Consider the following 25,463-nt stretch of genomic DNA (forward strand, 5'->3'; position numbering starts at 1 on the left):
GCGGGCTTTCCGTGGCCCCCCGCGCCCGGGGGGCCGGCCCACCCGCCGCCCCCCCCGCCGGGGGGGGGGCGGGGGGGCGCCCCCCCCGGGGGGGGGGGCCCCCCCCCCCCCCCCGGGGGGGCGGGCCCCCCACGGCCCCTTCATGCTGCCTACTGTCCGGGCGTCCGCACCTCGACACCTGTCAGGAACGGCGCGGTGTACTTCCTCGGGTCCGTGCCGGCAGGTTCGTCGGTGAACAGTTCGGCGTGCAGCATCCGGTTCTCGGCGGAGTCGGTCGCGTAGCCGAGAATCAGGCAAGGACCGCTCAAGTTCGTCAGGTTCAGGACCAGATCCGCCAGATCGCGGCCCTCGGGGTCGTGGAAGTCCTGGGACGGCACACAGCGGAATCCCATGCTCACCTTGAACGAGAAGAGCCCGGCCTTCGTGAGATGCCCGTACAGGTTGGGCTCGTCGCCCAGGGTCACCCACCGGTAGCCCTTCTCTCGGGCTGTGCGCATCGCGGCGAAGTAGAGCGTGCGGGCGAGGCTGGACCGCCGCCACTGTTCCGTCACAGCCGAGAACCTGATGCGTACGGCGTCCTCGTCCGGGCATTCCCGTACCACGCAGCCGCCGACCAGTTCGTCACCCTCGTGGGCATAGACAGCGAAGTACTTCTCTGCGCCGCCGAGAAGGCGGTTGCGCTGCCGTACGGCGATAGGGACGCCGAAGGCCATCTCCTGGACCCGCTCCAGGTAGAGCGCGAGGAAGGGGTCCAGGATCTCGGGCGCCATCGTGTCCTGGACCGTGAACCGCAGCGCGCTCTCCGCCCGCATCCGGGCCCGCCGTACGTCCTGACGCGACTTGTTCTCCAGACGGGACAGGAACTCCGCCTCGTCGGCGCCGAGCTCGGCCTTCCAGCACAGCAGCTCCGGCTTGCGAACAAATCCCGCCGCCGTCAGCTCGTCCCAGCACTCGGCCGGCGGTTCGGGGAGCCGAACCACGTCGATGTGCGGGCCGCTGTTGCGCCAGGGCCGGGTGTCCAGGTCCGCCGGAGTGATCAGGGCGACGGACAGCCCGTGTTCGTCGACGATCTCCATCGCGGTCACCCGACCCTGTCGTAGCTGACGGTCGCCAGGACGGGCTGGGCGTCGGTGCCCTCGGCCACCGTCACGCGGAACCTTCGGCCGATCTCCGTCACCCGCTGGGCCACCTGGTCCTCGTCCGCGGCGCGCATCACCACAATGCCGGCGTAGACGGATGAGTCGAGCGGCCCGTGGAAGACATCACCGGCCTTGATCTTGACCTCGGCATGGACCACACCCGGCACCGCGAGCAACTCCCGGACCGGAGTGACCTCGGTGACCGTGCCGAGCGGACGCGGAAGCATGTACTGGATCATGTGGTCCGTGCGGGGCGGCTGCTTGACGTCGAGCATGCCCCCCATGGACAGCTCCAGCAACGCACTCAGCTGGTCCACGCCGTACTGGTGCTCCAGCTGGGGAGTGATCCCGCCGCCGCCGGTACGGCAGGCGATCTCGCCGATCAGATAGCCCCGGGAACACTTGAGGACCTCGAGGTGGGTCACCCCGTCGGTGAGGCCCAGCGCGGCGACGACCCGCTCGTGGAGGGCGGTGATGATCTCGGCGTCCGGGTGGTCATCGGGCAGGGTGTACGAGCCGATGACGCCGCCCACGCTGCGCAGTACGGGCGCGAAGTAACGGGATACCGGGGCGAATCGGACCTCCCCGTCCACGACGATGCCGTCGCAGTGGAACTCGGTCTCGATGTCGATCAGTTCCTCGGCCATCAGCGGGTAGGCGCCCGCGCGCAGATTCGCCGTGCTGTCGTCGCCGGCCAGCGCCAGGGCGTGGTCCGCGTCGCGGACCACGAAGACGTCCTCCGAGCCGCCGCCGAAGGCCCGCTTGACTACGATCGGCCAGCCGAGATCGTCCCCGGCGGCCGGCGCGTCGCCGAAGGCGTCAAGTCGCCGGAAGTTCGCCACCGACAGCCCCGCGGCAGCCAGTTCCTGTTTCATCACGAACTTGTTGGAGAAGGCGTTCGACACCGCGTAGCCGGTGCCTGGCAGGCCGAAGTACGAACGGATGTAGCCGCCGGCCTGAATGCTCCACTCGGAAGGGGCCACCACGTAGTCGAACGGGTTGCGGGCCCTGATGCGCAGGGCGGCGAGCCGGACCTGGGTGAGGTCCTCGACGGTGTCGATCACCTCGACGTCCACGCCGGGAGAGTAGTAGTGCGCGTACTCCGGCATGGTGATGACGGAGAGATTTATGTCCTCACGCTGTTGGAGCGCTCGGGCCGCGTTCTCCCGGCCTGAGTTGATCAACAGGACGTTCTTCATCACACGGACCTTTCCTCGGCCATGGCGAGTTCGGCGGGTACGGGGACAGGGCGAGGGGCGCCGCTCCGGACTGTCCAGACGAGCACCCCGAGCAGTGCGGTCACGGTGACCGGGAAGAAGATCCGGAGCGAACCGGTGAGGTTGGCCGTGAGGCCAAGAAGGAGCGCGGAGACGGGGACAGCGCCGGTCATAAAGGTACGGATCACCGCGTTCACCCGGCCGGCCAGTTCGCTGGGGATCTCGGCCTGCCGGTAAGCCATCGTCGTGGCATTGACACCGCCCTCGCCGAGGCACAGCACGCAAAACGCGACGACCACGGCCAGGGGCGCGCTGATGAGCAGGGCGATGGAGCCGAGGGCGGCCACCCCGAGCCAGAGGGCGATCCGGTGGTGTCGGCGGTCAGGAGCCAGCACTTTGGGGCTCAGCCAGGCGCCCACGGCGGCAGCCACCGCACCGCAGGACACCGCGACGCCCAGGGCGGAGGAAGACCAGCGCCACTGGGCGGCGCCGACGGTGAGCAGGGTGGGTTCCAATGCTCCAGCACCGAGGTTGTACAGCGCGACGGCAAGGGTCAGCCGCTGGAGGTCGGATCGCGAGCGGAAGTACGTGATGCCCTCGCGAAGCATCGCGGTCAGCGCCGTCCGGGTAGTGGCGGGTGCCGACTTGGGCATGAAGACGACGGTCAGGCTGGTGAGCAGGAAGGTGGCGGCGTCGATCGCCAGGGCCCAGCCTGGGCCGACGCCGGCGATGACGGCACCGGCCAGGGCGGGGCCGGCGAACCGGGCCGTCAGCTGGATGGAATTGAACCAGCTCGACGCCTGGTCCAGGCGGTCACGCGGGACCAGGGCAGGTAGCAGCCCGTAGTCGCCCGCCACGTCGGAGACGACCTTGGCGAGGCCCATGACGAACAGCGCCACGAACACCGGCGCGATCGCCTTCATGGCAAGGAGCAGCGGGATCAGGGCCACGCACGCGCCCTGGATCACCTCGCCCGCGGCGAAGAGGAAGCGGCGGTCGTACCGGTCGATGGCCGCACCGAGGAACGGTGCCGCCAGATAGGGAGCGGTCTGGGCGGCAAGGCTCAGGACGGCCAGCAGACTCGACTGTGTCGACTCGACGAGGGCCCAGGGAACGGCCAGATAGAGAAAAGTATTTCCGGCCGTGGACACCGCGGTGGCCCCGGTCAGCAACCAGAACGATTTCATCGGGATTCCTCAACGCAGAGGGACATCAGGGAAAGATCAGAGGAAGTGCCCACTGGCCAGGTACGGTCCGGGTACCGCCATGCCGCGCACTGCGACATAGCCCTCCTGGACGATGTCGAGTCCAGCGGCGAGGCCTACGTCCATCGCCCACTCGTTGACCGCCGTGATCGACGGGACGAACGCCTCCGCCTGGGATGAGGCCAGGGCCTCCCACAACAACGCCCGTGCCGTGTCCTCGTGGGCGGCGGCCAGCAGCGCCACACGGCCCCGGTGGTCGACGTACGCGTATCCCGGCCTGGCATCGGACCGGGACACGATCAGCCGGAGGGTGGCCAGCATGAACGCGTGGTCGGGTCCGTGGCCCGCGCCGCGGAGGTCAGTGTCCAGCCGGTCCATCCAGCTGAAGTCGTCGGTACCGCCCTCGTTGAGACCGGTGACCGCTGGAAGCGTGGACCGGTTGACGGTGCCGGTCATCCGCACCTGAGAGTGGAGCGAGAACCCGGCGAGCCGGTAGCGGCGGGTAGCGCCGGGGTGCACGCTGGAGATGAAAATCCCCTGGCGGTCCCCGGCATGTGCGAGCGCGGCGTCCATGAGGCCTTTGCCGACGCCCTGTCCCTGGTGGCCCGGCAGCACACCGTACGTCGCCAGGTACCAGAGGCGGTCACGGTTCTGCGAGATCGCGAAGCCCGCGACCTCGCCCGCCTCGTCCACCGCTACCCAGCAGCCTCCGGGATCCACGGTGAGAAAAAGGCGCATCCGGTCGATCCAGAGGGCGGAGGCCTCGGCCGAGCGGGGCTGCACCTGCGGCTCGACGACACGCCGGTTGAGCTCCTCGGCCTCCAGGAACGTCGCCGCCGAGGCGCGTTCCGCGGAGTGGAGGTCGTCCTCCCGCATGAGCCTGATCTGCATGTTGAACTCCTGAATTCCCGAACTCTTCCGACTCCGCCGTCCTACCCCGGGAAGCGGCGGCCGGCGAAAGCGACCGCGGGACGGCTTGCCGCCCCGACGAGCAGGAGGAGCCCGGCGAGGACCAGCCAGCCGGGCCGGCCCCAGCCCAGCACCATGACGCCCATCACGGTCGGGGCCAGGGCGTCTCCGGCGCCGGCGCCGAGCCTGAAGACGCCGGAGTACTGGCCTTGTGCCTCGGCATCAGCGAGGCCGAAGGAGTACTCCATGGAGGCCGCGGCGTGCCAGAGCTCGCCTGCCGTGTACACGGCGGTGGCCGCCACCAGGATCAGGACCGAGACCCAGGCCGTCGGTCCGCTGGCCGCGGCCATCAGGACGAGGCCCGTGCACAGGGCGCAGCCGGCCCACAGCATCCGTTTGCCCGCGGCCTCCGTCGAGGTGACCGACCGGCCCGCCATCACCTGGAGGCTCGCCACCATCACGGTGTTGAGCAGCAAGATCGCCGACACGGTCCAGCGCGGGGCATCGGTGTGGTCCACGATCCAGAGCGGCAGCGCGAAGGTCGGCACGGCGTAGTGCACCTGCATGGCCCCGTTGATCACCGTTGCCACGAGGAAGGAGCGGTTGCGCAGGGCCACCCAGCCGGGTTTGTCCGTCGCCCGGGTGCCGCTGCGTACGGGACCGGGCAGCCGGGTGAGCACGAGGGCGCAGCCGACGAAGGCGAGGGTCCGGCCGACCAGGAGGCTCACGTAGGCCTCGCGGGTGTCTGCCTGGATGGCCAGGCCGGCCACCACCGCACCCAGGGCGATCGCGAGGTTCGTCATGGCCTGTAGGTAGGCGCGGTACGCAGCGGGCCGCTCGCCGCCGAACTGCCGGACCAGCGGGTCCCGGCTGCTGGGGTTGGCGGAGTGCACCGCGGCGGTCAGACAGGCCACCGCGATGAACGGCCAGAAGGTGTGGACGAAGAGGTAGCAGGTCATGAAGAACGAGCCGAGCACCATGACGCCGATCTGGGTGCGTTTGGCACCCCAGCGGTCCGCGACCCGGCCGCCGGCCAGCCCCGCGACGAGACCGACGATGCCGCCCGTGGTGAGACCGATCGCCACCTGAGCGGTGGGCAGTCCGACGACCCGGGTGAAGTACAGCGCGCTGCTGGTGACGAACAGACCGCTGCCGAAGGTGTTGACGAGGGTGGCGGCGGCGAGAATGCGCTGCGGCCCGGGTGCGGGCAGCAGCCTCGCCCACCGGCCTGGTGCACGCCGGTCCGCCGGGCCGACCTTCCGCTCGGTGTTTTCGGTCAGGGCCACAGCCGGTCCCCGAGGTCGCTGTGCGGCCAGGTCGCCCGCTGCCAGGTGCGCAGTTCCTGCGGGGTCGCCGGATGGGGGGCAACGGTCAGTCGCTCGTCGAACCACTGGCGGACGTCGGCGAAGCGTTGCTTCAACTCGGCCTCCGAGTCGGCGGTGACGAGGATCTGGGCCACCCGCTGGTCGGTGCCGGCGGGACCGCCGGTCCAGACCGTTCCGACGGGGGCTTCCACTCGGGCGTACTCGACCTCGGGCAGGGCCATCAGGTCGGCCGCCGAGGGGCGGTCGACGAGGATGCCGGGGCGGCCGGGCAGATAGGCGGTGCCGACCAGGCCCGGCCGGACTTTGACGTTCAGCTCGGGCCGTCGGCCGAGGCCGCACAGCACCATGGCCTCGCCGAGGTCAACGTCGAACTTCGCCTGCACCTCCTCCTGGATGAGTGCACCGCCGCGGCGGGCGCCGCACTCACCGAAGACGAGCCTGCCGGAGGCCGGATTGTGGAAGAGCTCCATGTGGAAGACGCCGTCCGTGAGGCCGAGCGCCCGCAGCGCGCCGAGCACCACGGGTTGAGCTCGCTCATACCGCCACTGCTCGGTGTCCGGGTCGATCCGCCGCATCCACAGCGGTAGTCCCTCGTCGAGCGCGGTCAGGCAGGGGGCGCCGTAGGCGCCAAGGGACCAGAAGAGGACCTCGCCGCCGAAGACGATGCCGTCGGCGATCCATTCCTCGCCTCCGATGAACTCCTCCAGGACGAAGGTGCGTTCAGCGGTGCCGGCCGTGCGGTACCGCCGGCTGAGACCGTGCAACTCCTCGGCAGTGTCCACGACGGCGGTCAGCCGGGTCGAGGCGCCGGCCACCGGCTTGAGCACGGCGCGCGGGTACGGAAGGTCTGTCAGGGCGGAGACGTCGTGAACGTCTTCGATCAGCGTCACCCGGGCGGTGTCGATCCCGGCCTCCGCGACCAGTCGCTTTTGCAGGTACTTGTCGCGGAAGTTGAGCGCCGTGCGCGCGTCGATCGCCCGGCAGCCCAGGTGTTCCGCGATCAGCCCGGCGGTGACCAGCGCGAACTCGTCGGAGGTGACGACTGCGTCGAAGTCGCGGTCCGTGAACCCGCCGCGATGCAGAGCACCCAGGACTGCCTCCGAGGAGGCCTGATGGTCGACCCGCAGAACGGTCACCTGGTCGTCCGCTGCGAGACCGGCGTCGTTCTCCCGGGCGCCCGAGGCGACGACGGCGTCGATGCCGAGGCGGACGCACGCCTCGACCACATACCGGGCGCTGCCCAGGAGCAGGACCAGCGGGCGGTTTTCGTTTTCCATGTCACTTCCTTCCGTGTGGGGTGCCGTCACAGCAGCCGGTAGACCTCGTCCTTGAGGTCGTCGACCAGGGCTCGGTCCCGGCGCAGGCTTGCTTCGTCCGGGCCGGCCAGGAAGAACCGCAGCGGGCTGGTGAGCAGATCCTCGGTGGGCCGGAGGCGCCTTCCGGGGCCGGAGCGGACGACGGCGCTGTGGACGGCGGGGAGCGCGGTGATCCGCTCCACGACGCCCGTGTCGACGGCGGCGATGACGCCGTCGAGAGCGGTGGGCGCGTGGTAGACGGCGGCAGCCTGCATCGGCTGGTACACACGGCCACCGAAACGGCGAGCGAAGCCGGTGGGCTCGGTGTAGGCATGGGCGACCAGTTCCGCGACGTTCGTGCCGAACACGATGTCGTGGAAGTCGGGGTCCATCGAGCCGTTGAGGCGGGCGCCGATCTCGACGAGGGTCGGGCCCTGCGGGGTCATGATGACCTCGGCGTGGGAGGGACCGTGCCGGATGCCCAGGGCGTCGAGGACGGTGTGGACGTAGGCGTTCAGGGCCGGGACGGGTGCGGCGTCGGGATCGCGCAGCACGCACATGTCGTAGATGGTGCGGCCGCCGTCGATGTGGCGCCGCTCGGACTCCCAGACCCCTGCCAGATAGCGGCTGCCGTCGGCGCTGACGCAGTCCACGGCGTACTCGCGGCCGGACAGGAACTCCTGGACCAGGACCTCGGTGTTGCGCTCCGCGAACATCGAGTGCGAGGCGAGGACACGGCGGGCAGCGTCGGCCACCTCTTCGGCGGTGCGGCAGATGTACACGTTGTCGGAGGACGCAGAAGAAAGCGGTTTGACGACGACGGGGGTACGCCCGTGCCGTACCGCCCACGCGGCGGCCGCGTCCGGGTCGTCGGTCTTGAACTGGTCGGCACAGCGGATGCCGGCGGCGCGCAGCGTCTCGATCATCTCGTACTTGTCGCGGCGGGCGGTGGAGAGCGCCGTGCCGTTGGTGGCGAGGCCGAGGCGTTCGCTGAGCATGTCGGCGAGCGGCACCCCGGGCTCCTGACCGGCAAGCACCGCGACCGGGTCCAGTGCGTGCAGCTGGTCGACGACCTGGTCCACCGCGGCCGCGTCCGGGCAGACCAGCCAGCCCCGGTAGTCCTCGGGACGCGGCGGGATCATCGCAGGCCGCGGCTCCGGCGTGCTCAGTACGTGCGTTGAGGCGTACCCGCGCCGAGCGAACGCGGTGACCAGGGACGCGGCGTTGGAGTATCCGTCCACGATCACAACGGTCTTGGGTGGCAAGTGGTCAGCCATCGTCACTCCTTGATCGAGGTCTAAGAGGTTGTCACAGCATTGCCTAAGAGGCAACCATATTGCCAAAGATTGCCACGGCTTCTAAGGTCGGTGCGACAGCCGACTCCGAGACCTTCGGGAGCCCCGATGCCCGCTGAGAGAACGGGCGGCCCATGTGCCGACTGATCCTGGCCCACGGCTCGTTCGACCCGGCGGAGATCGTCGCCGCCGCTGTGCAGATGAGCTGTGGAGTCACCGCGAACCACGACAACGCCACCACCGTGCACGCCCACGGCTGGGGAGCGGTATGGCGCGACCCCGTCGACGGCCGGCTGCGGGCCCACCGTGACGTACGCCCTGCCGCCGACAGCGCCGCCGACTCGCCCGTGGCGACCGTCCGGACCGACTTCCTCGCCCTTCACGTCCGCAACGCCACACTGCCCGAGAACCGGGGCCTCGCCTACACCCACCCGCTGGAACGGCCCGAGGACGACTGGTACTTCATGCACAACGGCTACCTGCCGACCGTGCACCGACTGCTTGGCATGCCCGCGTCCGTCTTCGACTCGGCGGAGTACTTCGACTACCTGATCCCGCCCCGGACCCCGCGCCTGGAACAGGAGAGCGCCCTGGAACGGCTGCGGGCGATCCCGGGCGGCGGCATGTCGGGCAACGCCATCGCCATCCACCCCGACCAGGCCCATCTCGTCCACTGGAGCCCGCCGGAGACCCGCACCCCGCGGTTCTTCGCGATGCACCGCCACACCACTGCGGACCGGGTCGTCGTGGCCTCCGAGACCGTTGTGGACCTGGCCCCCGCCGACCAGTGGGAGCCGCTGCCTGCCGACACCGTGTTCACGTTCCCGTTCACCCGGGAAAGCGCCCGCGCCGACGCCGCCTGGGAAAGCGCCCGCGTAAGCGCCTGAGAAAGCTCCCGAGAAAGGACCCCCGACATGCCCGCTGCCTGGGAACGCGTCGTTCACCACCTCGACCGGCCTGGGGATGCCGAGCCCCCCGGCCCCGGCATTCTGAAGGGACTCGTCAACGGCGACCACGCCGTGGTCGTCCTCCGTGGCCTTTTCCCCCGGGAGGAGTTCGACGCCGACGTCCAGCGCGTCGTCCCGCTCTTCGGGCAGGCCTCCACCACGCAGTACAGCAACGGCAGTCTGACCACCATCGGCCCGTTCCTGGCCAAGCACCTCGGTGCCGTCGACGCCTACTTCGAGGAGGCCGCCGCGGCCGCGCGGCTGACCGACTCGATCGGCTTCGGCTTGGCTGCGCGCACCCGCGCCCGCCTCGCCGAGGTCCTCGGCCTGAACTCGTTCGAGGCGGCCGTGGAGCCGGACGGCCGGCGATACGCGGAGAACAACGTCCGCATCTACCCGAACGGCGTCCGCACCCCGCTCCACAACGACAACATGATGCGCGACGCGGCCGGCACCGGCCTGCTCCTGCAGAACCTGCGACACCACCTCAGCGTCGTGGTGTGCCTCCAGGAGTGCGAAGAGGGCGGCGAACTGGAGATCCACCGCAAGAAGTGGGCACCCGAGGACGAGAGCTTCAAGGTCGTCCACGGCCTCGGCTACGACGACGCGGTCACCGGGGGCGCTCCCTCGCACCGCTTCAAGCCGGAGGCCGGCGACGTCTACCTGCTCAACCCCACGCACTACCACTCGATCGAACAGCCGCTGGGCACGGCGGACCGAGTCACCATGGGCTTCTTCTTCGGCTTCTTCGACGACGCCCTGACCGACGCCATCGCCTGGGTCTGACCGGCCGGGCCCTCCGGGGCCGTCCAGGACCACCTCAACGACCGCATCCGATCAGAGATGAGAGCTGCTGCACGTGCGTAACCACGACGCCCTGGACGGCATCAAGCACGCCGTCGAACAGGACAACATCGAGCTGATCCGCTTCCTCTGGGTCGACCACAACTCCGTCACCCGCGGCAAGGCCGTGACCCGCAGCGCCCTGCCCTCCCGCATGGAGTCCGGCATTGGCCTGGCCCGTACCCGGCAGGCGTCGAGCCTGCTGGACCTGGGCCAGCCGGTGCCCGGCTTCGACGCGGTGGGTGAGGTCCGGCTGGTGCCGGACCCCGACTCGTTCGTCCGGCTCCCGTACGCCCCCGGGTCGGCTGCCATGCTGTGCGACCTGGTGACCCTGGACGGCGAGCCCTGGGCCGCCTGCCCCCGCACCTTCCTCAAGGAGGCGCTGGCCACAGCCGCCGACTACGAGGTGTTCGCCGCCTTCGAGCCGGAGTTCACACTGTGCGCCGGGAAGCCGTCGCCCGGCCGGCTCGATCTCCTCGACGACGGCCTGTGCTTTGACAACGAGAGCTTCGATACCGCCAACGAGTACGCCGTGGCCCTGGTCCGCGCGCTGCGCGACCAGGGCCTGGAGGTGGAGACCTACCACCCCGAATTCGGCGCCGGCCAGCACGAGATGACAGTCCGGTACGCGCCGGCCTTGCGGGCTGCCGACAACTACGTCTGGCAGCGGGCCATCACCCGCGGCCTGGCCCGAGAACGCGGACTCTGGGCCACCTTCGCGCCCGTCCCGCGCCCCGGAATGCGCGGCAACGGCAACCACACGCATCTGTCGCTGTGGCAGCCCGGACCGGCAGGGGAGCCCGCCGTCAACCTCTTCGCCGACCCATCGGACGACCTGGGGCTGTCCTGCCTTGGGCGCCACTTCATCGGAGGTCTCCTCGCGCACCTTCCTGCGCTCATCGCCCTCACCAACGCGAGCGTCAACAGCTACCACCGGCTCCAGCCCGGCATGTGGTCCGGTGCCTTCGGCGCGTACGGGTTCGACAACCGCGAGGCGGCCATCAGGATCCCCAGCCAGCTGCGCGGCAGCGAGTCAGCCTCGACCAACATCGAGGTCAAGACGGTCGACTCGACAGCCAACCCCTATCTGGCCCTCGGGGCGCTCATCCACGCGGGGATGGACGGCGTACGCCGCCGGCTCGACCCCGGTGAGCCGCTCTTGGAGGACCCGAACAAGCTCTCCGACCGCGAGCTGCGCGAGCGCGGCGTCAGGCCACTGCCGAGGTCGCTGGAAGAGGCCGTGAACGCCCTGGAGCAGGACGAGTTCATGATGTCCGTCCTCGGTCCGGAACGCCGCGCCCTGTATCCGGCCGTCAAACGGGCCGACGTCCGGGACATGAAGGACATGGGATCCACCGCCGAATTCCACACCCACTCGATCAGGTTTTAGACGAGCTCGGCGCGGAGTATGTGCTTTGGCCCTGCACCCCTTCGAGGGGTGCAGGGCCAAAGCACATACTCCGCGCCGTAGTGCGGCCGGGTCAGCCGGTGAGCTCCGCACGACGGGCCAGGACCCGACGGAAGGCCTCGGCGATGTCGTGCATGTCCTCCTCCTCGCCCAGCAGCGCGGCGTGATGGAACGTGAGGAAGGAGCGGGCAGCGCGTTCGCTGATAGGCAAGGCATACCGGCCCGGGTCGAGCCGCTCCAGGTGGCCGGGGCCGATGTCGAACCTGGGGCGGGACGACGGGTCGTACAGCCGGCTGGCGAAGAGCGGCTGATACACGGGGCGCACGTGGAGTCCCAGCTCGGCGGTCAGGGCCTCCGCGACGTCCGCGGCGGCGGCGCCGTCACGGACCTCCTCGGGCAGTTCGACCGCGTAGCCGAAATAGGTGCGCCGGGTCGTGCCCGGGGAGGTCTGCTGGGGGCGCAGGCCCTGCCCGGCCAAGAGCCGGTCGAGCAGGACCGCGTTGGCCCAGCGGGTACTGTTCTGCGCGTCGAGGGTCTTCAGCTGAGCGATGAGCAACGCGGACTGGAACTCGGACAGACAGCGGTTGCTGCCCATCAACTCGCCCGTCTCCACCAGTTCGGGAGCGCCCGTGCGCGGCGGCGCCGCCGCCCGGCAACGCCCGTCAGCTCGCAGATGCTCGATTCGCCGGGCGAGGGCCGGGTCGTCGGTGACCGCCGCTCCCCCTTCGCCGCTGGTGAGCACCTTGGTGTGGTGCATGCTGAACGTGCCGACGTCACCGAAGGTGCCGACCTTGAGACCCTCGTACGTCGCTCCGTGGGCCTGGGCGCTGTCCTCGATCAGCGCCAGTCCGTGCCGGTCCGCCACCGCCCGGAGGGCGGCGAGGTCGGCCACGGCCGAGTACAAGTGCACCACCACCATGGCCTTCGTCGCCGGGGTGACGGCGGCCTCGGCCGCAGCCGGATCCAGGCACAGCGTTCGCGGGTCGACATCGGCGAACACCGGTACGGCGTTGACCCCGACCACCGTCGAGGCCGAGGCGGCCCAGGAGAGGGCGGGCACGATCACCTCGTCGCCCGCCCCGACCCCGCACGCCTCCAGGGCCGTCATCAGGGCCGCCGTACCGCTTGCGGTGGGGATGCAGTGGCCGACGCCGAGGTACGCCGCGAAGTCGCCGGCGAACCGCTGCTCGTACGTCGGGACGCCGCCGTACGGGCTGGCGATGGACCACCGGCCCGAATGCAGTACTTCGAGAAGCGCCACGTCCGCGTCCGGGGCGGGCTGCGGCCAGCGGGGCCAGGACCGGCCGGCGCGCACCGGTGTCCCGCCCCGCACCGCGAGTGCCGAGCCCATCAGAGCAGGCCTCGGATCGTGCCGCCGTCCACGCCCCAGACCGCGCCGGTGACGAACGAGGCCGCGTCCGAGGCGAGGAACGCGATGACCCGGGCGATCTCGTCCGGGGTACCCATCCGGCCAAGGGGCAGCTGGCGCTTGCTCATCTCGTACTCGACGGCCTGCTTGGCCTCCCGGCCGTGGACGTTGCCGAGGGTCTCGGCGAAGCCGCCCGGCCGGATCCACAGCGGGGTCCACACCGGGCCGGGGGCAACGGCGTTCACCCGTACGGCCGGGCCTTCGGACAGCGCCAGGCTCTTGGTCAAGCTGAGCAGGGCAACCTTGGAAACCTGGTAGTCGGCCGGACCGGCCTCCGGCTGGCGGGCGAGGTCGGAGGCATTGGTGACGATGCTGCCGTACCCGCGCTCCCGCATCCCCGGCAGGACCAGCCGGGTCGCGCGGACCGCGCTGAGGAAGTTCATCTCGAAGGTGTCCAGCCAGTCCTGGTCGGAAAGCTCGTCGAAGACACGGGCGCGGCACTGACCGACGTTGTTCACCAGCACGTCCGTGTGCCCGCCGAAGACGTCGAGCAGGGTGGTGAACGCCTCTGTGACGCCGTCGGCGCTGCCGAGGTCCGCTGTCACCGGTGTCACCTCGGCGCCTGCTTCGGACAACTCCTTGCCGAGCTGGGTGAGTTCCTCGGCGTCGCGGTCTATCAGGCCGAGCCGGGCGCCTTCCCCGGCCAGGGTGCGGGCCGTCTCGGCTCCGATGCCGCTCGCGGCACCGGTGATGATCGCCGTCCGGCCGTCGAGTCCGAGCTTCATACGACCCCCACCTCCGTGCTGATCACCCGGAGGGGTCCCGGCCCCGCGGTGCTCGTCGCGGTGAAGGCGAGCCCCGGGGTGACAGCGACGGACAGGCCCGGACCGCCGGAGTACTCGGCGCCGTCGACGGAGATCACGGCGGAGCCGTCCAGGACGTGCAGCACGATGCTGCGGTCGGCCGGCACGCTCTCGTCGAGTCGGCCGCCGTCCGGGACCTCCAGGAGCCGGAACCGTTGCCAGTCCCCGGTGAAGTACGGGGTGAGGTCGACCTCCGCCGACCGGTGCCCTTCGCGGGGCGCCAGCAGGTCGGGCACGTGCAGGTGGGCGGGGAGCGCTGCCGGGCCCTCGCCGGGGAAGACCTCGGTCACGAAGAAGTGCATGTCCTCGCCGCCCCGGTTGGCGATGGAGTGGGACGAGCCGATGGGAGTGGTGATCAGATCGCCGGCCTTGGCGTGGATCTCCACACCGTCCATCGTGACGACGGCGTGGCCCTTGACGATGTAGTAGATCTCCTCGGTGCGCAGGTGCACGTGCTCGCCGACAGAGGCGCCCGGCTCGATGACCACGTACTCGACGCAGTTCCACTCGCCTTCCAGGTGCATGCCGTTCATCAGCATCTTCCAGCGGCAGATGCCCTCGCCGCCGACTTGGCGGTGGGTGACGGCCGGCCCGGAGATGTCGTTGGCGATCGGTCCGAAGGGGCGGCGTTCGCCGCGTACCACGGTGGCCATCAGGCACCCACCAGCGAGGGACGGCTGGAGAGCACCGACTCGATGCCGATCCGTACGGTGTCCTCGTCGACCTGGGTGATCTGGTTGCCGCCAGGGCGGTGCGGTCGGCCGAGGCCTTCCAAGAGGATCAGGTCGCACGTGCCGTTGCGGCCGGGGACGTAGCCGCGCTTGTTGTCGAGTCGGACGATGTTGAGCACGGACGTGGTGTCGAGCTCCTCGGGCAGCGCAGTCGGGGCGCCGTTGAGTTCGAGAAGCTTCAGATGGGCCGCCTCGTCGGAGCGGTCGAGCATGCCGAGCTCCCGGGAGACCCGGGCGGCCGCCAGCATGCCGATGCCGATGGCGAATCCGTGGCGCAGCCGTCCGCCGGTGAGCAGTTCGGCGGCGTGTCCGACGGTGTGCCCGTACTCCAGGATGAGCGCCTCGCCCTTCTCGTTGGCGTCGTGACGCATCACCCGGGTCTTGGCGTCCACACACAGGTCGATGAACCGGCTCATCACGTCGGGCGGGTAGCGGCCGTCGGTGCGCAGCAGCCCGGCGACCTCGTCGTAGCGCTCGGGCACGATACCGATCACGTTCTTGATCATCTCGCAGAGCGCGGACTGGATCTCAGCGGCAGGAAGCGACTCGAGGAAGTCCAGGTGGTTCCACACGAGCACCGGGGCGTGGAAAGTGCCCAGGTGGTTCTTGCCGTAGCTGGAGTTCACCGCCTGCTTGAGGGAGAGCACCGAGTCGGACATGCCGAGGAGGGTGGTGGGCATGTGGACCAGCCGAATGCCGCGGAAGACGAGTGCGGCGAGCAGGCCCGCGATGTTGCCGACCGTGCCGCCGCCGAGGGCGACCACGACCGAGCGGCGGGTGATGCCGTGGCGGAGTGTCTCCTCGGCAAGCCGGTCGAGGGTTGTGAGGCTCTTCTGCGTCTCGTCGGCCTGGGCCTTCAGAACCTGGGTGGGCGCGAGCGCGGCCAGGTTCATCTCGGTCTCGGCGAGCAGGTGCGCCGGCAGCCCGGCGTCCGCCACTATCACGAACCGGTCCGCATCCAGCTCCGCGAACCGGGCGCGCAGATCACTCCACGCGCTGTGGCCGTGTCGTACGTGGAAGTCGTAGCGGACGTCGCCGAAGCGGACCTCGCGGTCGAGGCCGATGGCGTTCTCCGACAGGATGGTCACGTCTTCTCCTGGAATCGATCAAGAGCTGTCAACGGGCCTCGTGCCGCCTGTCCGTGCAGACATGAGGCCGCGGGGGAGTAGAGGTGGACAACTGTGAGGGCCCCCGCCGGGCGAGGGCGCGGACGCGCGGAGTGCGCCCGGCCTGGTGACGTCGCGTCGCCAGGCCGGAGTGCTTGCAGGACAGGGCCGGAATCACATGGTCTGCGCCCCGCCGGCGCCGAACTCCACGGTGTTGCCGTGGATCGCGTAGCCCGGCAGGCCGTCCACGCCGACGGTCGTCGGACCGGCGACGGTGACACGCTCGCCGCGCCGGTGCTCGGTGTAGTCCCGGATGGCGTAGTGCAGGGTCGCCTGGTTGTCCCAGATGACCAGGTCGCCCTTGCGCCAACGCCAGCGCACCGTGTGCTCGGGGAGGGTGGCGTACTCGGTGAGGGCACGCAGGATGTCCCGGCCGCCCTGCGGGCTGTAGCCGACGACGCGACGGGCGAACCCACCGAGCATCAGCGCCTTCTCACCGGTCTCCGGGTGCACGCGCACCGCGGGGTGCTCGGCGCTGAACACGTTCTTGAGGTAGCTGTCCTTCACGTCACCGTCGTAGGTGGCGTCGGTGAAGTCGGAGTCGTTGCTGTGGATCACGCGCAGGCCGTCGGCGAGCTTGCGCAGCCCCGCCGGCAGGTTGCGGTACGCCAGGGCGGTGTCGGCCCACATGGTGTCGCCGCCCACCGGCGGGCAGACGACGTTGTGCAGGATCGCGAACGCCGGCGGGTTCTCCATGTACGTGAAGTCCGCGTGCCAGTAGTTGGCACGGGTCCCCTCGCCCATGGAGTCCATCTCCCGCAGGTGCGGGAAGCCCTCGGGGCCGCCGTAGATCGGGTGGCCCAGGGTCAGGGTGCCCAGGCGACGGCCGAAGGCGACGAGCTGGTCGTAGGCGAGGTCCTGGTCGCGCAAGAAGATGACCTTGTGGGTCAGCAGGGCCTGACGCAGCTCGGCGACAACCGGCTCCGGCAGCTCCTCCGCGGCGTTCACGCCGCTGATCTCGGCACCGATGTTGCCCGCCACGCGGGCGATCTCGACACCGGTGTGCTCTCGTGTCAGGGTCTCGGACACTTCATCGTCTCCTTCTCGTCGACTTCGTCGTATTTCGGTCAAGAGTTCTGGGGAGAGGGGTGGGCCAAGGGGTGGCAGAAGGCCGGAGAGAGGGGTGCGCTCAGGCGGTCGGGCCGGCGAGGATCGCGTCCAGGAGCTTTGCGGCACCATCCGGGTAACGGACCACGTCGGTGGTGGGCAGGCCGGTGGCCGCCTCGATCTTGGCGATCTCCTCGCGGGCCTGTTCGTCGGAGAGACCTCGGGTGATCAGCGAGATGCCGACGACCGGGCAGCGGCCCTCCGGCCACACCCAGCTCGCGCCCTCCGCGTGCATCTCGATTGAGCGTTCCAGCGACGGGAGCGGGAAGTCCGGCAGCAGCTTGATGGTCGGACGGCTCAGGTCATGGCACAGGATCAGTGAGTCGGCGCGGCTGCCGTGCATCAAGAACAGCGGACCACCGGAGCCACGCGGGTGGTTCAGCGCGCCCTGGCCCTCGACCAGGACGAGTTCGCTCTCCTCCAGCGCGGAGAGGGTCTCCTCCTCGATGATCTTGGCGACGTAGTCGACCATGATCGCGTCGATCGAGACACCACGGCCGGTGATCATGGTCCCGATCTGCCCGGTCGCGACGAATTTCGCCGCGAGCTCGCGGCGCAGCGCCTCCTTCTCGATCTCGAGCATCGTGGTCATCTTGCCGATGCCGCAGTCGGTGCCGACCGTGAGCACGGTCCGCGTGCCCGGACGGTGCGTCGCGATCTCGAAGACCGGCTTGCCGTCCGGCATGAACTCGACGGTGTAGCGCTCCGTGGGCTCACGGCGGACGTCCCAGAGCGTGGCGCCGGTGCGCTCGGCCACGGCGACGATCTCGGCGTCCTCCCCGAGCATGGTGTGCAGGCCGTTGATCACGTCGAGGCCCCGGCCGACCGCGTCGAGGACCATGGCCCGCCAACTCGGCGGCAGAATGCCGCCGGTGGGCTCGGCACCCAGCAGGACCGCGTCCGGCTTGAAGGCCATCGCAGCGTCGACATCCGCAACGATCGGGATCCCGGTGCCGAGGCCCTGACCGACCGCGTCGCCGGTGTCCCGGCCGTCGTTGTGGCGGTCGACCACGGCGACCACCCGGTCGGACCGGTACCGCAGGATGCCCATCAAGGTCTTGGCCGGGCTCGGGGTGATCTCGTCCTCGGCGAGAATCGCGATGCGCTTCAGGTGTTCCATGTCAATGCCCTTCCTCGGGTCGTTCGGGGGTGATTCGGGCTCGTGCGAAGTGGAGACCGGCGCCGGCAAGCGTGGCCGCGCCGAGCGCGAGCCAGTACCAGTCACCCGCGCCGTGGTGGTAGCAGGCCAGGAAGACAGCTCCGCCGGACAGCGATCCGAGGGCCTCGCCGGTGGTCAGCGAGATGCCTTGGAAGTTGGAGGAGGTGATGGGGGAAACGTTGGTGAGGCGGTTGAAAGCGATACTGACCATCGGACCGAACAGCATTTCGGCGAACGCGAACACCGCCACTGCCAGAGCCGCCCCGGCGACGACGGGCAGGCCGACGCCGAGCAGCACGATTCCGGAGCCGAAGGCGGCCACCGCGATGGCCAGGAGCTCCTGCGGAGCCATACCGGCCCGGAGTCTCCGGTTCGTCAGGGCGGTCACCCCGGACTGGAACAGCACGATGAGGATCGGGGGCCCGCCGAGCAGCACCGCGCGGAGCATCGCGGGCTCGACCGCCAAGGCGACGAAGAGCGCGAACGCGGAGTAGAACTGCCCGTAGGCGAAGGCCCCGACCGCCGTGAGCGCGAGGGCGCGCAGACACTGCGGATCCCGCAGCGTACGCATCCGGGCGCGGACCCCGTCGATGCGCCGCAGCGTCCTCGGCGGTCGTAGCCCGAACGGCAGGCCGACGAGGAGCGACACGGCCGCGGCCAGGTAGGCGATACCGACGAAGGCGAGCAGCGACCGGTTGTCGCCCGCAACGTAGAGCACTCCGGCGATGAACGGGCCTAGCGCGGCGGCGGCGTTGGTAGCGATCTGGAGGATGCCGTAGACGGTGTTGCGCGCCGACTCGGCGGTGAGGCTTTCCGCCACCAGCACGCGGACCAACACTCCGTGGACGCTGTTGCCAAACCCGGCCAGGCACAGCGCGAGCAGCACAGACACCGGACGGTCGGTGAAAGCCAGGGTTCCGAATCCGGCGCCCGAGCAGACCATGCCCGCCGCCATGCTCACGGCGTACGGCAATCTCGGCAGCCAGCGGCTGATCAGCAGCGAGGACAAACCCACGCACATCAGGAACGCGAACATGTCGAACCCGGCAGCCGACGCGCTGCCTCCGCTGCCACGGGCCAGCATCACGGCCAGCACCGGCATCAGGGAGAACTTGCCGAACTGGCAGCACAGGTAGTTGACGCCGAGGGTGCGCCGCAGCGCCCTCTCGCTCAACCTGAAGGCGGCACCCGTCCGTTCGACCGTCTCAGTCATCGTCGGCGCCGTCTGTCCGCTGGTAGCCAACGAGCCGGGAGAGGTCGTTCTCGCGGCTGATCTCCCGCTCGTCGGACATCCGGTGCGCGGGCTCCACTGCCGACTGCGGGGTCACGGTGAAGACCAACCGCGCCACGCCCGCCGCGGCGTTGTCCGCCGCCTCGGCCGAGGTGTCCCCGGTGGCGATGACGTACGCGGCCCGGTCGCCCGACCAGCGCACCGGCCCGATGCGCTGTCCGACCTCGTGGAGTACGCGCAGCTCGGTCACCGCTGGATCGGCGACGACCTTCTCCTGGCCGGTCACCGCTTCGAGTTCGCCACAGGGGGCCTCAGCAAACCTGATCGCCGAGCCGCGCAGCAACGGCGGCGGCCCGGCCAGGGGTTCGGCCAGGCCCAGCGCCCATGACACGCTCAGGGCTTCCATGTCCACCCCGTGGGCGAGGCGGACCAGTTCGTTGATCCGGTCGCCACCGCGCCGGCAGTGCCCTTCGACGATCCGTGGACCGGCGGCAGTCAGCTTCACCTCGACGTGCGACGGCCCGTCGGTGAGGCCGATCACGTCCAAGAACGTCCCGACCAGGTCAACCACGTCAGTGACGACGGCCTCGTCCAACTCGGCGGGAACGGTGTGCCCGGCCTCCACGAAACCGTCGCCGGTCGACTTGTCGGTGAGGGCGAGCACGACGTGCCGGCCAGCGAAGGTGAATGACTCAGCGCTGATCTCGGGTCCTTCGAGGTACTCCTCGAGGAGGAAGGCGCCCGCCCCGCTGTCGGCGAACCGCTCGGCGATCTCGTCCACCCGGTCCGGCTGGACCAGGACGACTCCGAAGCTGCCGGTTGCCGAGACCGGCTTGGCGATGAAGGGGAAGCCGTGCTCGGCACCGAACGCGCGCAGGTCGTCGACCGTCCGCCCTAGAGCGGCCGCCACCGGACTCACTCCGCACTCGGCGAGTGCCGTGCGCATGGCCCATTTGTCGGTGACGAGGCGGACCGTGTCATGGCGCGGCCCGCGCAGCCCCAACCGATCGTTGAGGGCGGCGAGCGACAACAGGGCGTGCTCTTGAATGCTCACGACCGCGTCGAACGGCCGGTACGCGTGCAGATGCGCGACGAGGTCGACAAACGCCGGCTCGGTGTAGTCGGTCAGCAGGGTCACGACCGGAGCGGCGGCCTCGGCGGGCCGCACACGGTCGGGGCGCTGTGCCCACCACACCTCGGCTCCCAGCGCGACGGCCGCGTCGACCAGGGTTTGCTGATCGCCCAGGACCAGTACACGTGGCTTCATGGCAAGAACACTGCCAGATGTGTGCCGCATGAGGCAATCCCTTGAAGGAAAATTGCCTACCGCCTCGCAACGGAGGGCTCTTCATTCCCTCCCGATCTCTCCATCGCTGCAGGTCAACTTGGCATAATGCCAGATGGGAGCCGAACCAAGATTGACAATCACTTGCCAAGAATGTGCCTGACTCGTACGCTCAAGCCTCGCTTCGCCTCGTACTCGCCCTGCGTCCACCGGTCCTGGAGAAGAAGAAATGACGACGTCCATACAGAACGAGGATCTGAGTCTTGACTTCAACAGACTCGACCCTGGAGTGCGAAAACAGCTGAGAGCGCTGTGCACCGTCGACAACCACCACGCCCCGCTCGCCCTGATCGGCGACTACCTGCTGCTGGCAGCGTCGATCTACGCGTGTGTCGGCGTCTCCTACTGGTTCTATCCGCTCGCCATCGTGCTCATCGGCTCCACCCAGCGGGCCTTCGTGAACCTGCTGCACGAGTCCTCGCACAAGGTGCTCGCCCACAGTGGGCGACTCAATCTCGTACTCGGCACCGTGTTCTCGGGCTACCTGGTGCTGCACATGTACAACCCGTACCGCAACTCCCACATCGGCTTCCACCACCGGTTCCTCGGCGACCCGGAGAAGGATCCCGACTACCAGTTCCACCGGGACATCGGCATCTACGACCACCGGGTCTCCGACGCCCGCTTCTTCGCCCGCAACATCGCCTCGGCCCTGCTGGGCCTGCGCGCCCCCCAGTACGTCACCTACGTCGTGCGCGACCGCATCCTCTTCAACGAGAACGTCTCGGTGTCAATGCCGATCCGGCAGAGCACCGAGCGCGCACTGCTGCTCCTGCAGTGGGGTGCGATCGTCGGTGTGTGCGCTTGGCAGGGCTGGCTGCTTCAGCTGGTGCTGTTCTGGTTCGTGCCCCTGTTCACCACGGCCGTGGCCATCGGCTGGCTGTCGGAGCTGGCCGAGCACTATCCCCTGCCGGAGAGCGAGTCTCGGCAGAAGTTGATGACCCGCAACCGGCACGGCTGGGCCATCGAGCGCTTCCTGCTCGGCCGGCACCACGACAACTATCACCTGGTGCACCACCTCAACACCGGTGTGCCGTTCTGGAACATGAAGCGTGCCCACCAGGTGCTGCTCCAGGACCCCGGTTATGCCCGCTGGGACGGCCTCTGGGCCGGTGTCCTCACCCGCTCGCGCGGCCGTGAAAACCAGGAGACGCTGCTGAGCTACGCGTCGAAGTACCGCCGCTGGCGCCGCCTCGGGGGTGATCCCGCGCTGATCGACGACGGTGGCTCCTTCGCCGAGGCCGCCGCGCTCGCCCGCATCCTCTGACTCACCTCATGCCCCACCCCCTCGTCCAACGAAGGAGTCAGCGGATGCCCGTGCACCTCAACACCGCCGGTGCCGGCCTGATGTCCGCAGAGGTCGTGGAGACCATGACCGCCCACCTGGCGGAGGAGGCCGCCGAGGGCGCTTACGAGACGGAACGTCGCCACGAGGCCACCCTGGAAAAGGGCGTCTACGAGGCGCTGGCCCAAGTACTCGACGCACCCGTCGACGACCTGGCCCTCTTCGACAGCGCCACCCGCGCTTGGAGCTCTGCCGTGGACGCACTGCGCTTCACCGGCGCCGACCGCGTCTGGATCACCCCCTACGAGTACGCCGGCAGTCTCATCCTTTGGACCGAGCTGCGCAGGCGAACCGGCCTGCGCATCGAGGTCGTCCCCCTGACCCCGTCCGGGGACCTCGACCTCGAGTGGATGCGCCGCAACATCCGCGAGGACGTGGTGGCGGTCTCCGTCCCGCACGTCCCGTCCGGCTGCGGAATCGTGAACCCGGTGGAGGAGATCGGCCGCATCCTCGCCCCGTGGCCATGCCTCTACCTCGTGGACGCCTGCCAGTCGGTCGGCCAACTCGACGTCTCTGTGCGCGAGATCGGCTGCGACCTGCTCACCGGCGCAGGACGCAAGTTCCTGTGCGGGCCGCGGGGCACCGGATTCGCCGCCATCGGCCCCCGCCTGCGGGCCGTCGCCGCTCCCGTCTTCCACGACCTCCACGTCGCCGACATGACATCGGCCGACAACTACGAGGTACACACCGAGAGCGCCCGGCGCTTCGAATACGCGGAACGCTCGGCGGCCGCCGTCCGGGGCCTCGAAGCGGCGCTCCAGCACCACCTGGCCGGCTCCGACGGGCCCGGCACCGGACCGAGTCCGCGCGACGCGGTCCGGTGCATCGTCGACGAACTGCCCAGCACCCGGCTGATCGACCCCGGGACACGGCACGCCTCCATCGTCACCTTCGTCTGTGAACTGATGCCCGCGTCACGGATCCGTGACGAGCTCGCCGCCCGCGGCGTCAGCGTGTGGGTGGCACAGGGCAACCACACCCCGCTCTACCTACCCGGGCAGGGCGTCGCCCACGGTGTGCGCGTCTCACCGCACCACTACACCTCGCCCCAAGACATCGAGGTGTTCGCCCGAGCACTACGAGAAGTGATCCGTTGACGGTCACCGAGGGAGAACCCGTGCCTCACCCCGCCCCCATCGAACAAATCGACAAGGACGCCGTCAGAGCGCTCGCAGAGGAGCGGATCGACTGGCGCTTCAAAGGACTCCCTGTGTCAGCCGAGGGCAGCACTGTCGCCGAGGTCGCGGCCCGCCGCCTCAACGTCTTCGACGACGGCTTCGTCGGCCCACTCATGACCATCGACGCTGACGCCCTTGAGCACAACGTGCAAGTTCTGGCCAAGTGGTGCGCCGAACGCGGCGTCGAACTCGCCCCCCACGCCAAGACGACCATGGCCCCCCAGCTCTGGGAACGCCAACTCGACGCGGGTTCCTGGGGACTGACCGCCGCCAACACCGCCCAACTACGGGTGTACCGCCACTTCGGCGTCTCCACCGTCCTCTTCGCCAACGAACTGGTAGACGCACCGTCGCTGCGCTGGGTCACCGAGGAACTGGACGGCGACCCGTCCTACCGGTTCATCTGCTTCGCCGACTCACCCGAGGTCGCCGAAAGGATGCACAAGATCCTCGCGGCACTGGAGCCCGCGCCGTCCCGGCCCCTCGAGGTCATCGTCGAGCTCGGCAGGACGGGCGGCCGCGCCGGCGCCCGCACCGTCGAGGACGCCCTGGCCACCGCACGTGCCGTCCACGCGAGCCCCGCACTGCGTCTCGTCGGCGTCGGCGGCTACGAGGGCGTGCTGGTCAATGACCCGTCGCCGTACAGCCTCTGTGTGATCAACGACTTCCTGAACCGGCTGCGCGAGGTCACCACTCGGCTCCACGACGAGGGCCTGTTCGAGACCGACACCATCATGGTGACGGCAGGCGGCAGCTGCTTCTTCGACCAGGTGACCGACGCCCTCACGCGGCCCTGGAAGCCGGGAATGAACGTCCTGCCGGTGCTGCGCAGCGGCTGCTACATCGCCCACGACGACGGCTTCTACCGCTGGATGTCGCCCTTCTCCCGGGCGGATGACACCGAGCGGGAGCTGCGCCCCGCGCTGCACGCCTGGGGCCGGGTGACCTCGATGCCCGAGGCGGGCCTCGCGCTCATCACGGCCGGCAAACGGGACTTGTCCTTCGACGCCTGGCTGCCCGAGCCGCAGGCCGTCCGCCGCGACGACGGTACGACCCACGAGCTGCGTGACTGTGTCGTCACCGCAGTCAACGACCAGCACGCCTTCGTCCGCCTCGCGCCCGGCAACGACGTCAGGATCGGGGACTGGATCCGCCTGGGCCTCGCCTTCCCCTGCACGGCCTTCGACAAGTGGCAGCTGATCCCGGTGACACGGGACGAGACGGTCGTCGACTTCGTCCGGACGTTCTTCTGATGCGCCGCCCCGCGGCCTTTTGGAAGGGCCGTCGACTGCTCGCGGCCCTGCACACCTCCATGTCCGGCCCCGCCAGGGCCGCACCCGCTGACCGCACTACGCGTCCTGTGACCTGGCCTGATGGGCTTCGGCGCTGGGTGAACCAACGGACCCCCTGACCGCACCTCAGGTTCGATCACCAAATCCCCCGTGAACCGGTTCCGCCCTTCCGCCGCGACCCCCGCGCGGTGGTCGGGCGGGACCACCCGTCCTCCGGCTCCTGCCCTCCCTCATGGATGAGGGCCTGGAACCGATCGCACTACGGGCCGATGCGAACCATCACAAAAGCAACCGGAGGAGAGGCACTGTGAAGGCACTCGGCGGTATACAAAGGGAATGGGGTGGCGCGCGCGCAACGCCACCACCTACCACCCCACCCGATCACTCCGGCCGCCGAAACCGAGCCGCCGGCGGCCGGATCGGCATGGTCACTCCTCCCGTCGACATGACCGGAATCCTGCTGGACGACGAAGACGAAGACCCCGATCCCCCGTTGGAGGAGGACTACCGACGAAATGTGGTTCGCGGGGCGACGGAATGACGCGGGCGTCATCTGACGGGGCGCCCTCCCCGGGCTCGGCGGCATGAGCTTCGTGCGTCGACCGCCTACCTCGCCGCCGCGGCCTACCGAAGTTGAGGAACGTCTCGTACCACAGGCGCGTGTGGTTCGGCCTCAGGATCCAGTGGTTCTCGTCCGGGAAGTAGAGGTACTTGTCGGGGACTTCGTGCCGCTGAAGCTCCTGGATGAGCGCGGCGCCCTGCCCGATGGGCACGCGGTAGTCCTTCGCGCCGTGGATGACCAGCATCGGGGTACGGATCTTCGCGACCTCCAGGTGCGGCGAGTCGGCCTCGTACCGCTCGGGGCGGGTCAGCGGGTCGCCGAAGATCCGCTGGAAGTACCAGGGCGCATCGGTGTCGCCCTGAAACATCCGCAGGTCCCTCAGACCCGCATGGCTGACGATCGCCTTGAACCGGTCCGTGCCGGTGGCGACCCGGTCCACCATGTACCCGCCGTACGAGCCGCCGGCGAGCGCGATACGTGAGGCATCGATGTCGTCCCGGGCCCGCCGTCATAGGTGAACCGCGGAGCCTCG

22 protein-coding genes are annotated in these 25,463 nt (G+C 69.5%); 6 read left to right on the forward strand and 16 right to left on the reverse strand.

Features of this window, described 5'->3' with window-relative positions:
• Positions 1–149: 149 nt before the first annotated feature.
• Genes ACFY6U_RS35830 through ACFY6U_RS35860 form a run of 7 tightly spaced genes read right to left on the reverse strand, consistent with a single transcriptional unit; the run spans position 150 to position 8,367 of the window.
• The gene (locus ACFY6U_RS35830; RefSeq protein ID WP_390045470.1) at positions 150–1,076 is read right to left on the reverse strand and encodes a GNAT family N-acetyltransferase; all 927 of its coding nucleotides are present in this window, start codon (positions 1,074–1,076) and stop codon (positions 150–152) included.
• A gap of 5 nt (positions 1,077–1,081) precedes the next feature.
• Positions 1,082–2,338 carry a hypothetical protein gene (locus tag ACFY6U_RS35835; RefSeq protein ID WP_390045472.1) on the reverse strand — a complete coding sequence of 419 codons (1,257 nt, stop codon included), beginning with the start codon at positions 2,336–2,338 and terminating at the stop codon, positions 1,082–1,084.
• Positions 2,338–3,543 carry an MFS transporter gene (locus ACFY6U_RS35840; protein WP_390045017.1) on the reverse strand — a complete coding sequence of 402 codons (1,206 nt, stop codon included), beginning with the start codon at positions 3,541–3,543 and terminating at the stop codon, positions 2,338–2,340. Before ACFY6U_RS35840 ends, ACFY6U_RS35835 begins: the two co-directional genes overlap by 1 nt.
• Before the next feature lie 36 nt (positions 3,544–3,579).
• The gene (locus tag ACFY6U_RS35845) at positions 3,580–4,452 is read right to left on the reverse strand and encodes a GNAT family N-acetyltransferase (RefSeq protein WP_390045019.1); all 873 of its coding nucleotides are present in this window, start codon (positions 4,450–4,452) and stop codon (positions 3,580–3,582) included.
• A 41-nt stretch (positions 4,453–4,493) separates the two neighbouring features.
• Entirely contained in the window at positions 4,494–5,756 is a 1,263-nt protein-coding gene (locus ACFY6U_RS35850; protein ID WP_390045021.1) for an MFS transporter, read from the reverse strand.
• Positions 5,747–7,072, reverse strand: coding sequence for a hypothetical protein (locus tag ACFY6U_RS35855; RefSeq protein ID WP_390045023.1), 1,326 nt, complete (start codon positions 7,070–7,072; stop codon positions 5,747–5,749). The genes ACFY6U_RS35850 and ACFY6U_RS35855 overlap by 10 nt, the downstream gene beginning before the upstream one ends.
• Before the next feature lie 26 nt (positions 7,073–7,098).
• The gene (locus tag ACFY6U_RS35860) at positions 7,099–8,367 is read right to left on the reverse strand and encodes an ATP-grasp domain-containing protein (RefSeq protein ID WP_390045025.1); all 1,269 of its coding nucleotides are present in this window, start codon (positions 8,365–8,367) and stop codon (positions 7,099–7,101) included.
• A 152-nt stretch (positions 8,368–8,519) separates the two neighbouring features.
• On the opposite strand from ACFY6U_RS35860, the gene ACFY6U_RS35865 reads away from it, so the two are divergent.
• From ACFY6U_RS35865 to ACFY6U_RS35875, 3 genes are all read left to right on the forward strand, one after another.
• Positions 8,520–9,272: a class II glutamine amidotransferase gene (locus ACFY6U_RS35865; protein ID WP_390045027.1), complete on the forward strand. Its 753-nt coding sequence runs from the start codon at positions 8,520–8,522 to the stop codon at positions 9,270–9,272.
• Positions 9,273–9,299: 27 nt separating this feature from the next.
• Positions 9,300–10,118: a hypothetical protein gene (locus ACFY6U_RS35870; protein WP_390045029.1), complete on the forward strand. Its 819-nt coding sequence runs from the start codon at positions 9,300–9,302 to the stop codon at positions 10,116–10,118.
• 73 nt (positions 10,119–10,191) lie between these two features.
• Positions 10,192–11,565: a glutamine synthetase family protein gene (locus ACFY6U_RS35875; RefSeq protein WP_390045031.1), complete on the forward strand. Its 1,374-nt coding sequence runs from the start codon at positions 10,192–10,194 to the stop codon at positions 11,563–11,565.
• A 91-nt stretch (positions 11,566–11,656) separates the two neighbouring features.
• Here the strand turns inward: ACFY6U_RS35875 and ACFY6U_RS35880 are convergent, their stop codons facing one another.
• The 8 genes from ACFY6U_RS35880 to ACFY6U_RS35915 form a co-directional block, all read right to left on the reverse strand.
• Positions 11,657–12,934: a DegT/DnrJ/EryC1/StrS family aminotransferase gene (locus ACFY6U_RS35880; protein ID WP_390045032.1), complete on the reverse strand. Its 1,278-nt coding sequence runs from the start codon at positions 12,932–12,934 to the stop codon at positions 11,657–11,659.
• The gene (locus ACFY6U_RS35885) at positions 12,934–13,737 is read right to left on the reverse strand and encodes an SDR family NAD(P)-dependent oxidoreductase (RefSeq protein WP_390045034.1); all 804 of its coding nucleotides are present in this window, start codon (positions 13,735–13,737) and stop codon (positions 12,934–12,936) included. Before ACFY6U_RS35885 ends, ACFY6U_RS35880 begins: the two co-directional genes overlap by 1 nt.
• Positions 13,734–14,468 carry a cupin domain-containing protein gene (locus ACFY6U_RS35890; protein WP_390045036.1) on the reverse strand — a complete coding sequence of 245 codons (735 nt, stop codon included), beginning with the start codon at positions 14,466–14,468 and terminating at the stop codon, positions 13,734–13,736. Before ACFY6U_RS35890 ends, ACFY6U_RS35885 begins: the two co-directional genes overlap by 4 nt.
• On the reverse strand, positions 14,468–15,634 hold the full coding sequence (locus ACFY6U_RS35895; RefSeq protein WP_390045038.1) for a 2-deoxy-scyllo-inosose synthase: 1,167 nt from the start codon (positions 15,632–15,634) through the stop codon (positions 14,468–14,470). The genes ACFY6U_RS35890 and ACFY6U_RS35895 overlap by 1 nt, the downstream gene beginning before the upstream one ends.
• A 192-nt stretch (positions 15,635–15,826) precedes the next feature.
• Positions 15,827–16,741: a TauD/TfdA dioxygenase family protein gene (locus ACFY6U_RS35900; RefSeq protein WP_390045040.1), complete on the reverse strand. Its 915-nt coding sequence runs from the start codon at positions 16,739–16,741 to the stop codon at positions 15,827–15,829.
• Positions 16,742–16,841: 100 nt separating this feature from the next.
• Entirely contained in the window at positions 16,842–17,939 is a 1,098-nt protein-coding gene (locus ACFY6U_RS35905) for a DUF1611 domain-containing protein (RefSeq protein WP_390045042.1), read from the reverse strand.
• Position 17,940: 1 nt separating this feature from the next.
• Complete coding sequence (locus ACFY6U_RS35910; RefSeq protein WP_390045044.1) at positions 17,941–19,191, reverse strand: MFS transporter; 1,251 nt, start codon at positions 19,189–19,191, stop codon at positions 17,941–17,943.
• On the reverse strand, positions 19,184–20,476 hold the full coding sequence (locus tag ACFY6U_RS35915) for an ATP-grasp domain-containing protein (RefSeq protein WP_390045046.1): 1,293 nt from the start codon (positions 20,474–20,476) through the stop codon (positions 19,184–19,186). The genes ACFY6U_RS35910 and ACFY6U_RS35915 overlap by 8 nt, the downstream gene beginning before the upstream one ends.
• 247 nt (positions 20,477–20,723) lie before the next feature.
• Here ACFY6U_RS35915 and ACFY6U_RS35920 point away from each other — a divergent pair, with 247 nt between their 5' ends.
• The 3 genes from ACFY6U_RS35920 to ACFY6U_RS35930 are packed head-to-tail and all read left to right on the forward strand — an operon-like array spanning position 20,724 to position 24,330.
• Positions 20,724–21,821, forward strand: coding sequence for a fatty acid desaturase (locus ACFY6U_RS35920; protein WP_390045048.1), 1,098 nt, complete (start codon positions 20,724–20,726; stop codon positions 21,819–21,821).
• 44 nt (positions 21,822–21,865) lie between these two features.
• Positions 21,866–22,996 (forward strand): aminotransferase class V-fold PLP-dependent enzyme, encoded by a 1,131-nt coding sequence (locus ACFY6U_RS35925; RefSeq protein ID WP_390045050.1) that lies wholly within the window; start codon positions 21,866–21,868, stop codon positions 22,994–22,996.
• A gap of 20 nt (positions 22,997–23,016) precedes the next feature.
• Positions 23,017–24,330: an amino acid deaminase gene (locus ACFY6U_RS35930; protein WP_390045052.1), complete on the forward strand. Its 1,314-nt coding sequence runs from the start codon at positions 23,017–23,019 to the stop codon at positions 24,328–24,330.
• Between the two features lie 467 nt (positions 24,331–24,797).
• Here ACFY6U_RS35930 and ACFY6U_RS35935 read toward each other — a convergent pair whose 3' ends face one another.
• A complete protein-coding gene (locus ACFY6U_RS35935; RefSeq protein WP_390045474.1) occupies positions 24,798–25,421 on the reverse strand; it encodes a prolyl oligopeptidase family serine peptidase in 624 nt (207 codons plus the stop codon).
• Positions 25,422–25,463: the final 42 nt, after the last annotated feature.

Source organism: Streptomyces sp. NPDC013157 (genome assembly GCF_042899865.1).
Classification (GTDB): domain Bacteria; phylum Actinomycetota; class Actinomycetes; order Streptomycetales; family Streptomycetaceae; genus Streptomyces.

Excerpts from the sequence above, each read along its gene's own strand:
- ACFY6U_RS35830 (WP_390045470.1), bottom strand. The coding sequence starts at position 1,076 with ATGGAGATCGTCGACGAACACGGGCTGTCCGTCGCCCTGATCACTCCG.
- ACFY6U_RS35835 (WP_390045472.1), bottom strand. The coding sequence starts at position 2,338 with ATGAAGAACGTCCTGTTGATCAACTCAGGCCGGGAGAACGCGGCCCGA.
- ACFY6U_RS35840 (WP_390045017.1), bottom strand. The coding sequence starts at position 3,543 with ATGAAATCGTTCTGGTTGCTGACCGGGGCCACCGCGGTGTCCACGGCC.
- ACFY6U_RS35845 (WP_390045019.1), bottom strand. The coding sequence starts at position 4,452 with ATGCAGATCAGGCTCATGCGGGAGGACGACCTCCACTCCGCGGAACGC.
- ACFY6U_RS35855 (WP_390045023.1), bottom strand. The coding sequence starts at position 7,072 with ATGGAAAACGAAAACCGCCCGCTGGTCCTGCTCCTGGGCAGCGCCCGG.
- ACFY6U_RS35860 (WP_390045025.1), bottom strand. The coding sequence starts at position 8,367 with ATGGCTGACCACTTGCCACCCAAGACCGTTGTGATCGTGGACGGATAC.
- ACFY6U_RS35865 (WP_390045027.1), top strand. The coding sequence starts at position 8,520 with ATGTGCCGACTGATCCTGGCCCACGGCTCGTTCGACCCGGCGGAGATC.
- ACFY6U_RS35870 (WP_390045029.1), top strand. The coding sequence starts at position 9,300 with ATGCCCGCTGCCTGGGAACGCGTCGTTCACCACCTCGACCGGCCTGGG.
- ACFY6U_RS35880 (WP_390045032.1), bottom strand. The coding sequence starts at position 12,934 with ATGGGCTCGGCACTCGCGGTGCGGGGCGGGACACCGGTGCGCGCCGGC.
- ACFY6U_RS35885 (WP_390045034.1), bottom strand. The coding sequence starts at position 13,737 with ATGAAGCTCGGACTCGACGGCCGGACGGCGATCATCACCGGTGCCGCG.
- ACFY6U_RS35890 (WP_390045036.1), bottom strand. The coding sequence starts at position 14,468 with ATGGCCACCGTGGTACGCGGCGAACGCCGCCCCTTCGGACCGATCGCC.
- ACFY6U_RS35905 (WP_390045042.1), bottom strand. The coding sequence starts at position 17,939 with ATGGAACACCTGAAGCGCATCGCGATTCTCGCCGAGGACGAGATCACC.
- ACFY6U_RS35910 (WP_390045044.1), bottom strand. The coding sequence starts at position 19,191 with ATGACTGAGACGGTCGAACGGACGGGTGCCGCCTTCAGGTTGAGCGAG.
- ACFY6U_RS35915 (WP_390045046.1), bottom strand. The coding sequence starts at position 20,476 with ATGAAGCCACGTGTACTGGTCCTGGGCGATCAGCAAACCCTGGTCGAC.
- ACFY6U_RS35920 (WP_390045048.1), top strand. The coding sequence starts at position 20,724 with ATGACGACGTCCATACAGAACGAGGATCTGAGTCTTGACTTCAACAGA.
- ACFY6U_RS35925 (WP_390045050.1), top strand. The coding sequence starts at position 21,866 with ATGCCCGTGCACCTCAACACCGCCGGTGCCGGCCTGATGTCCGCAGAG.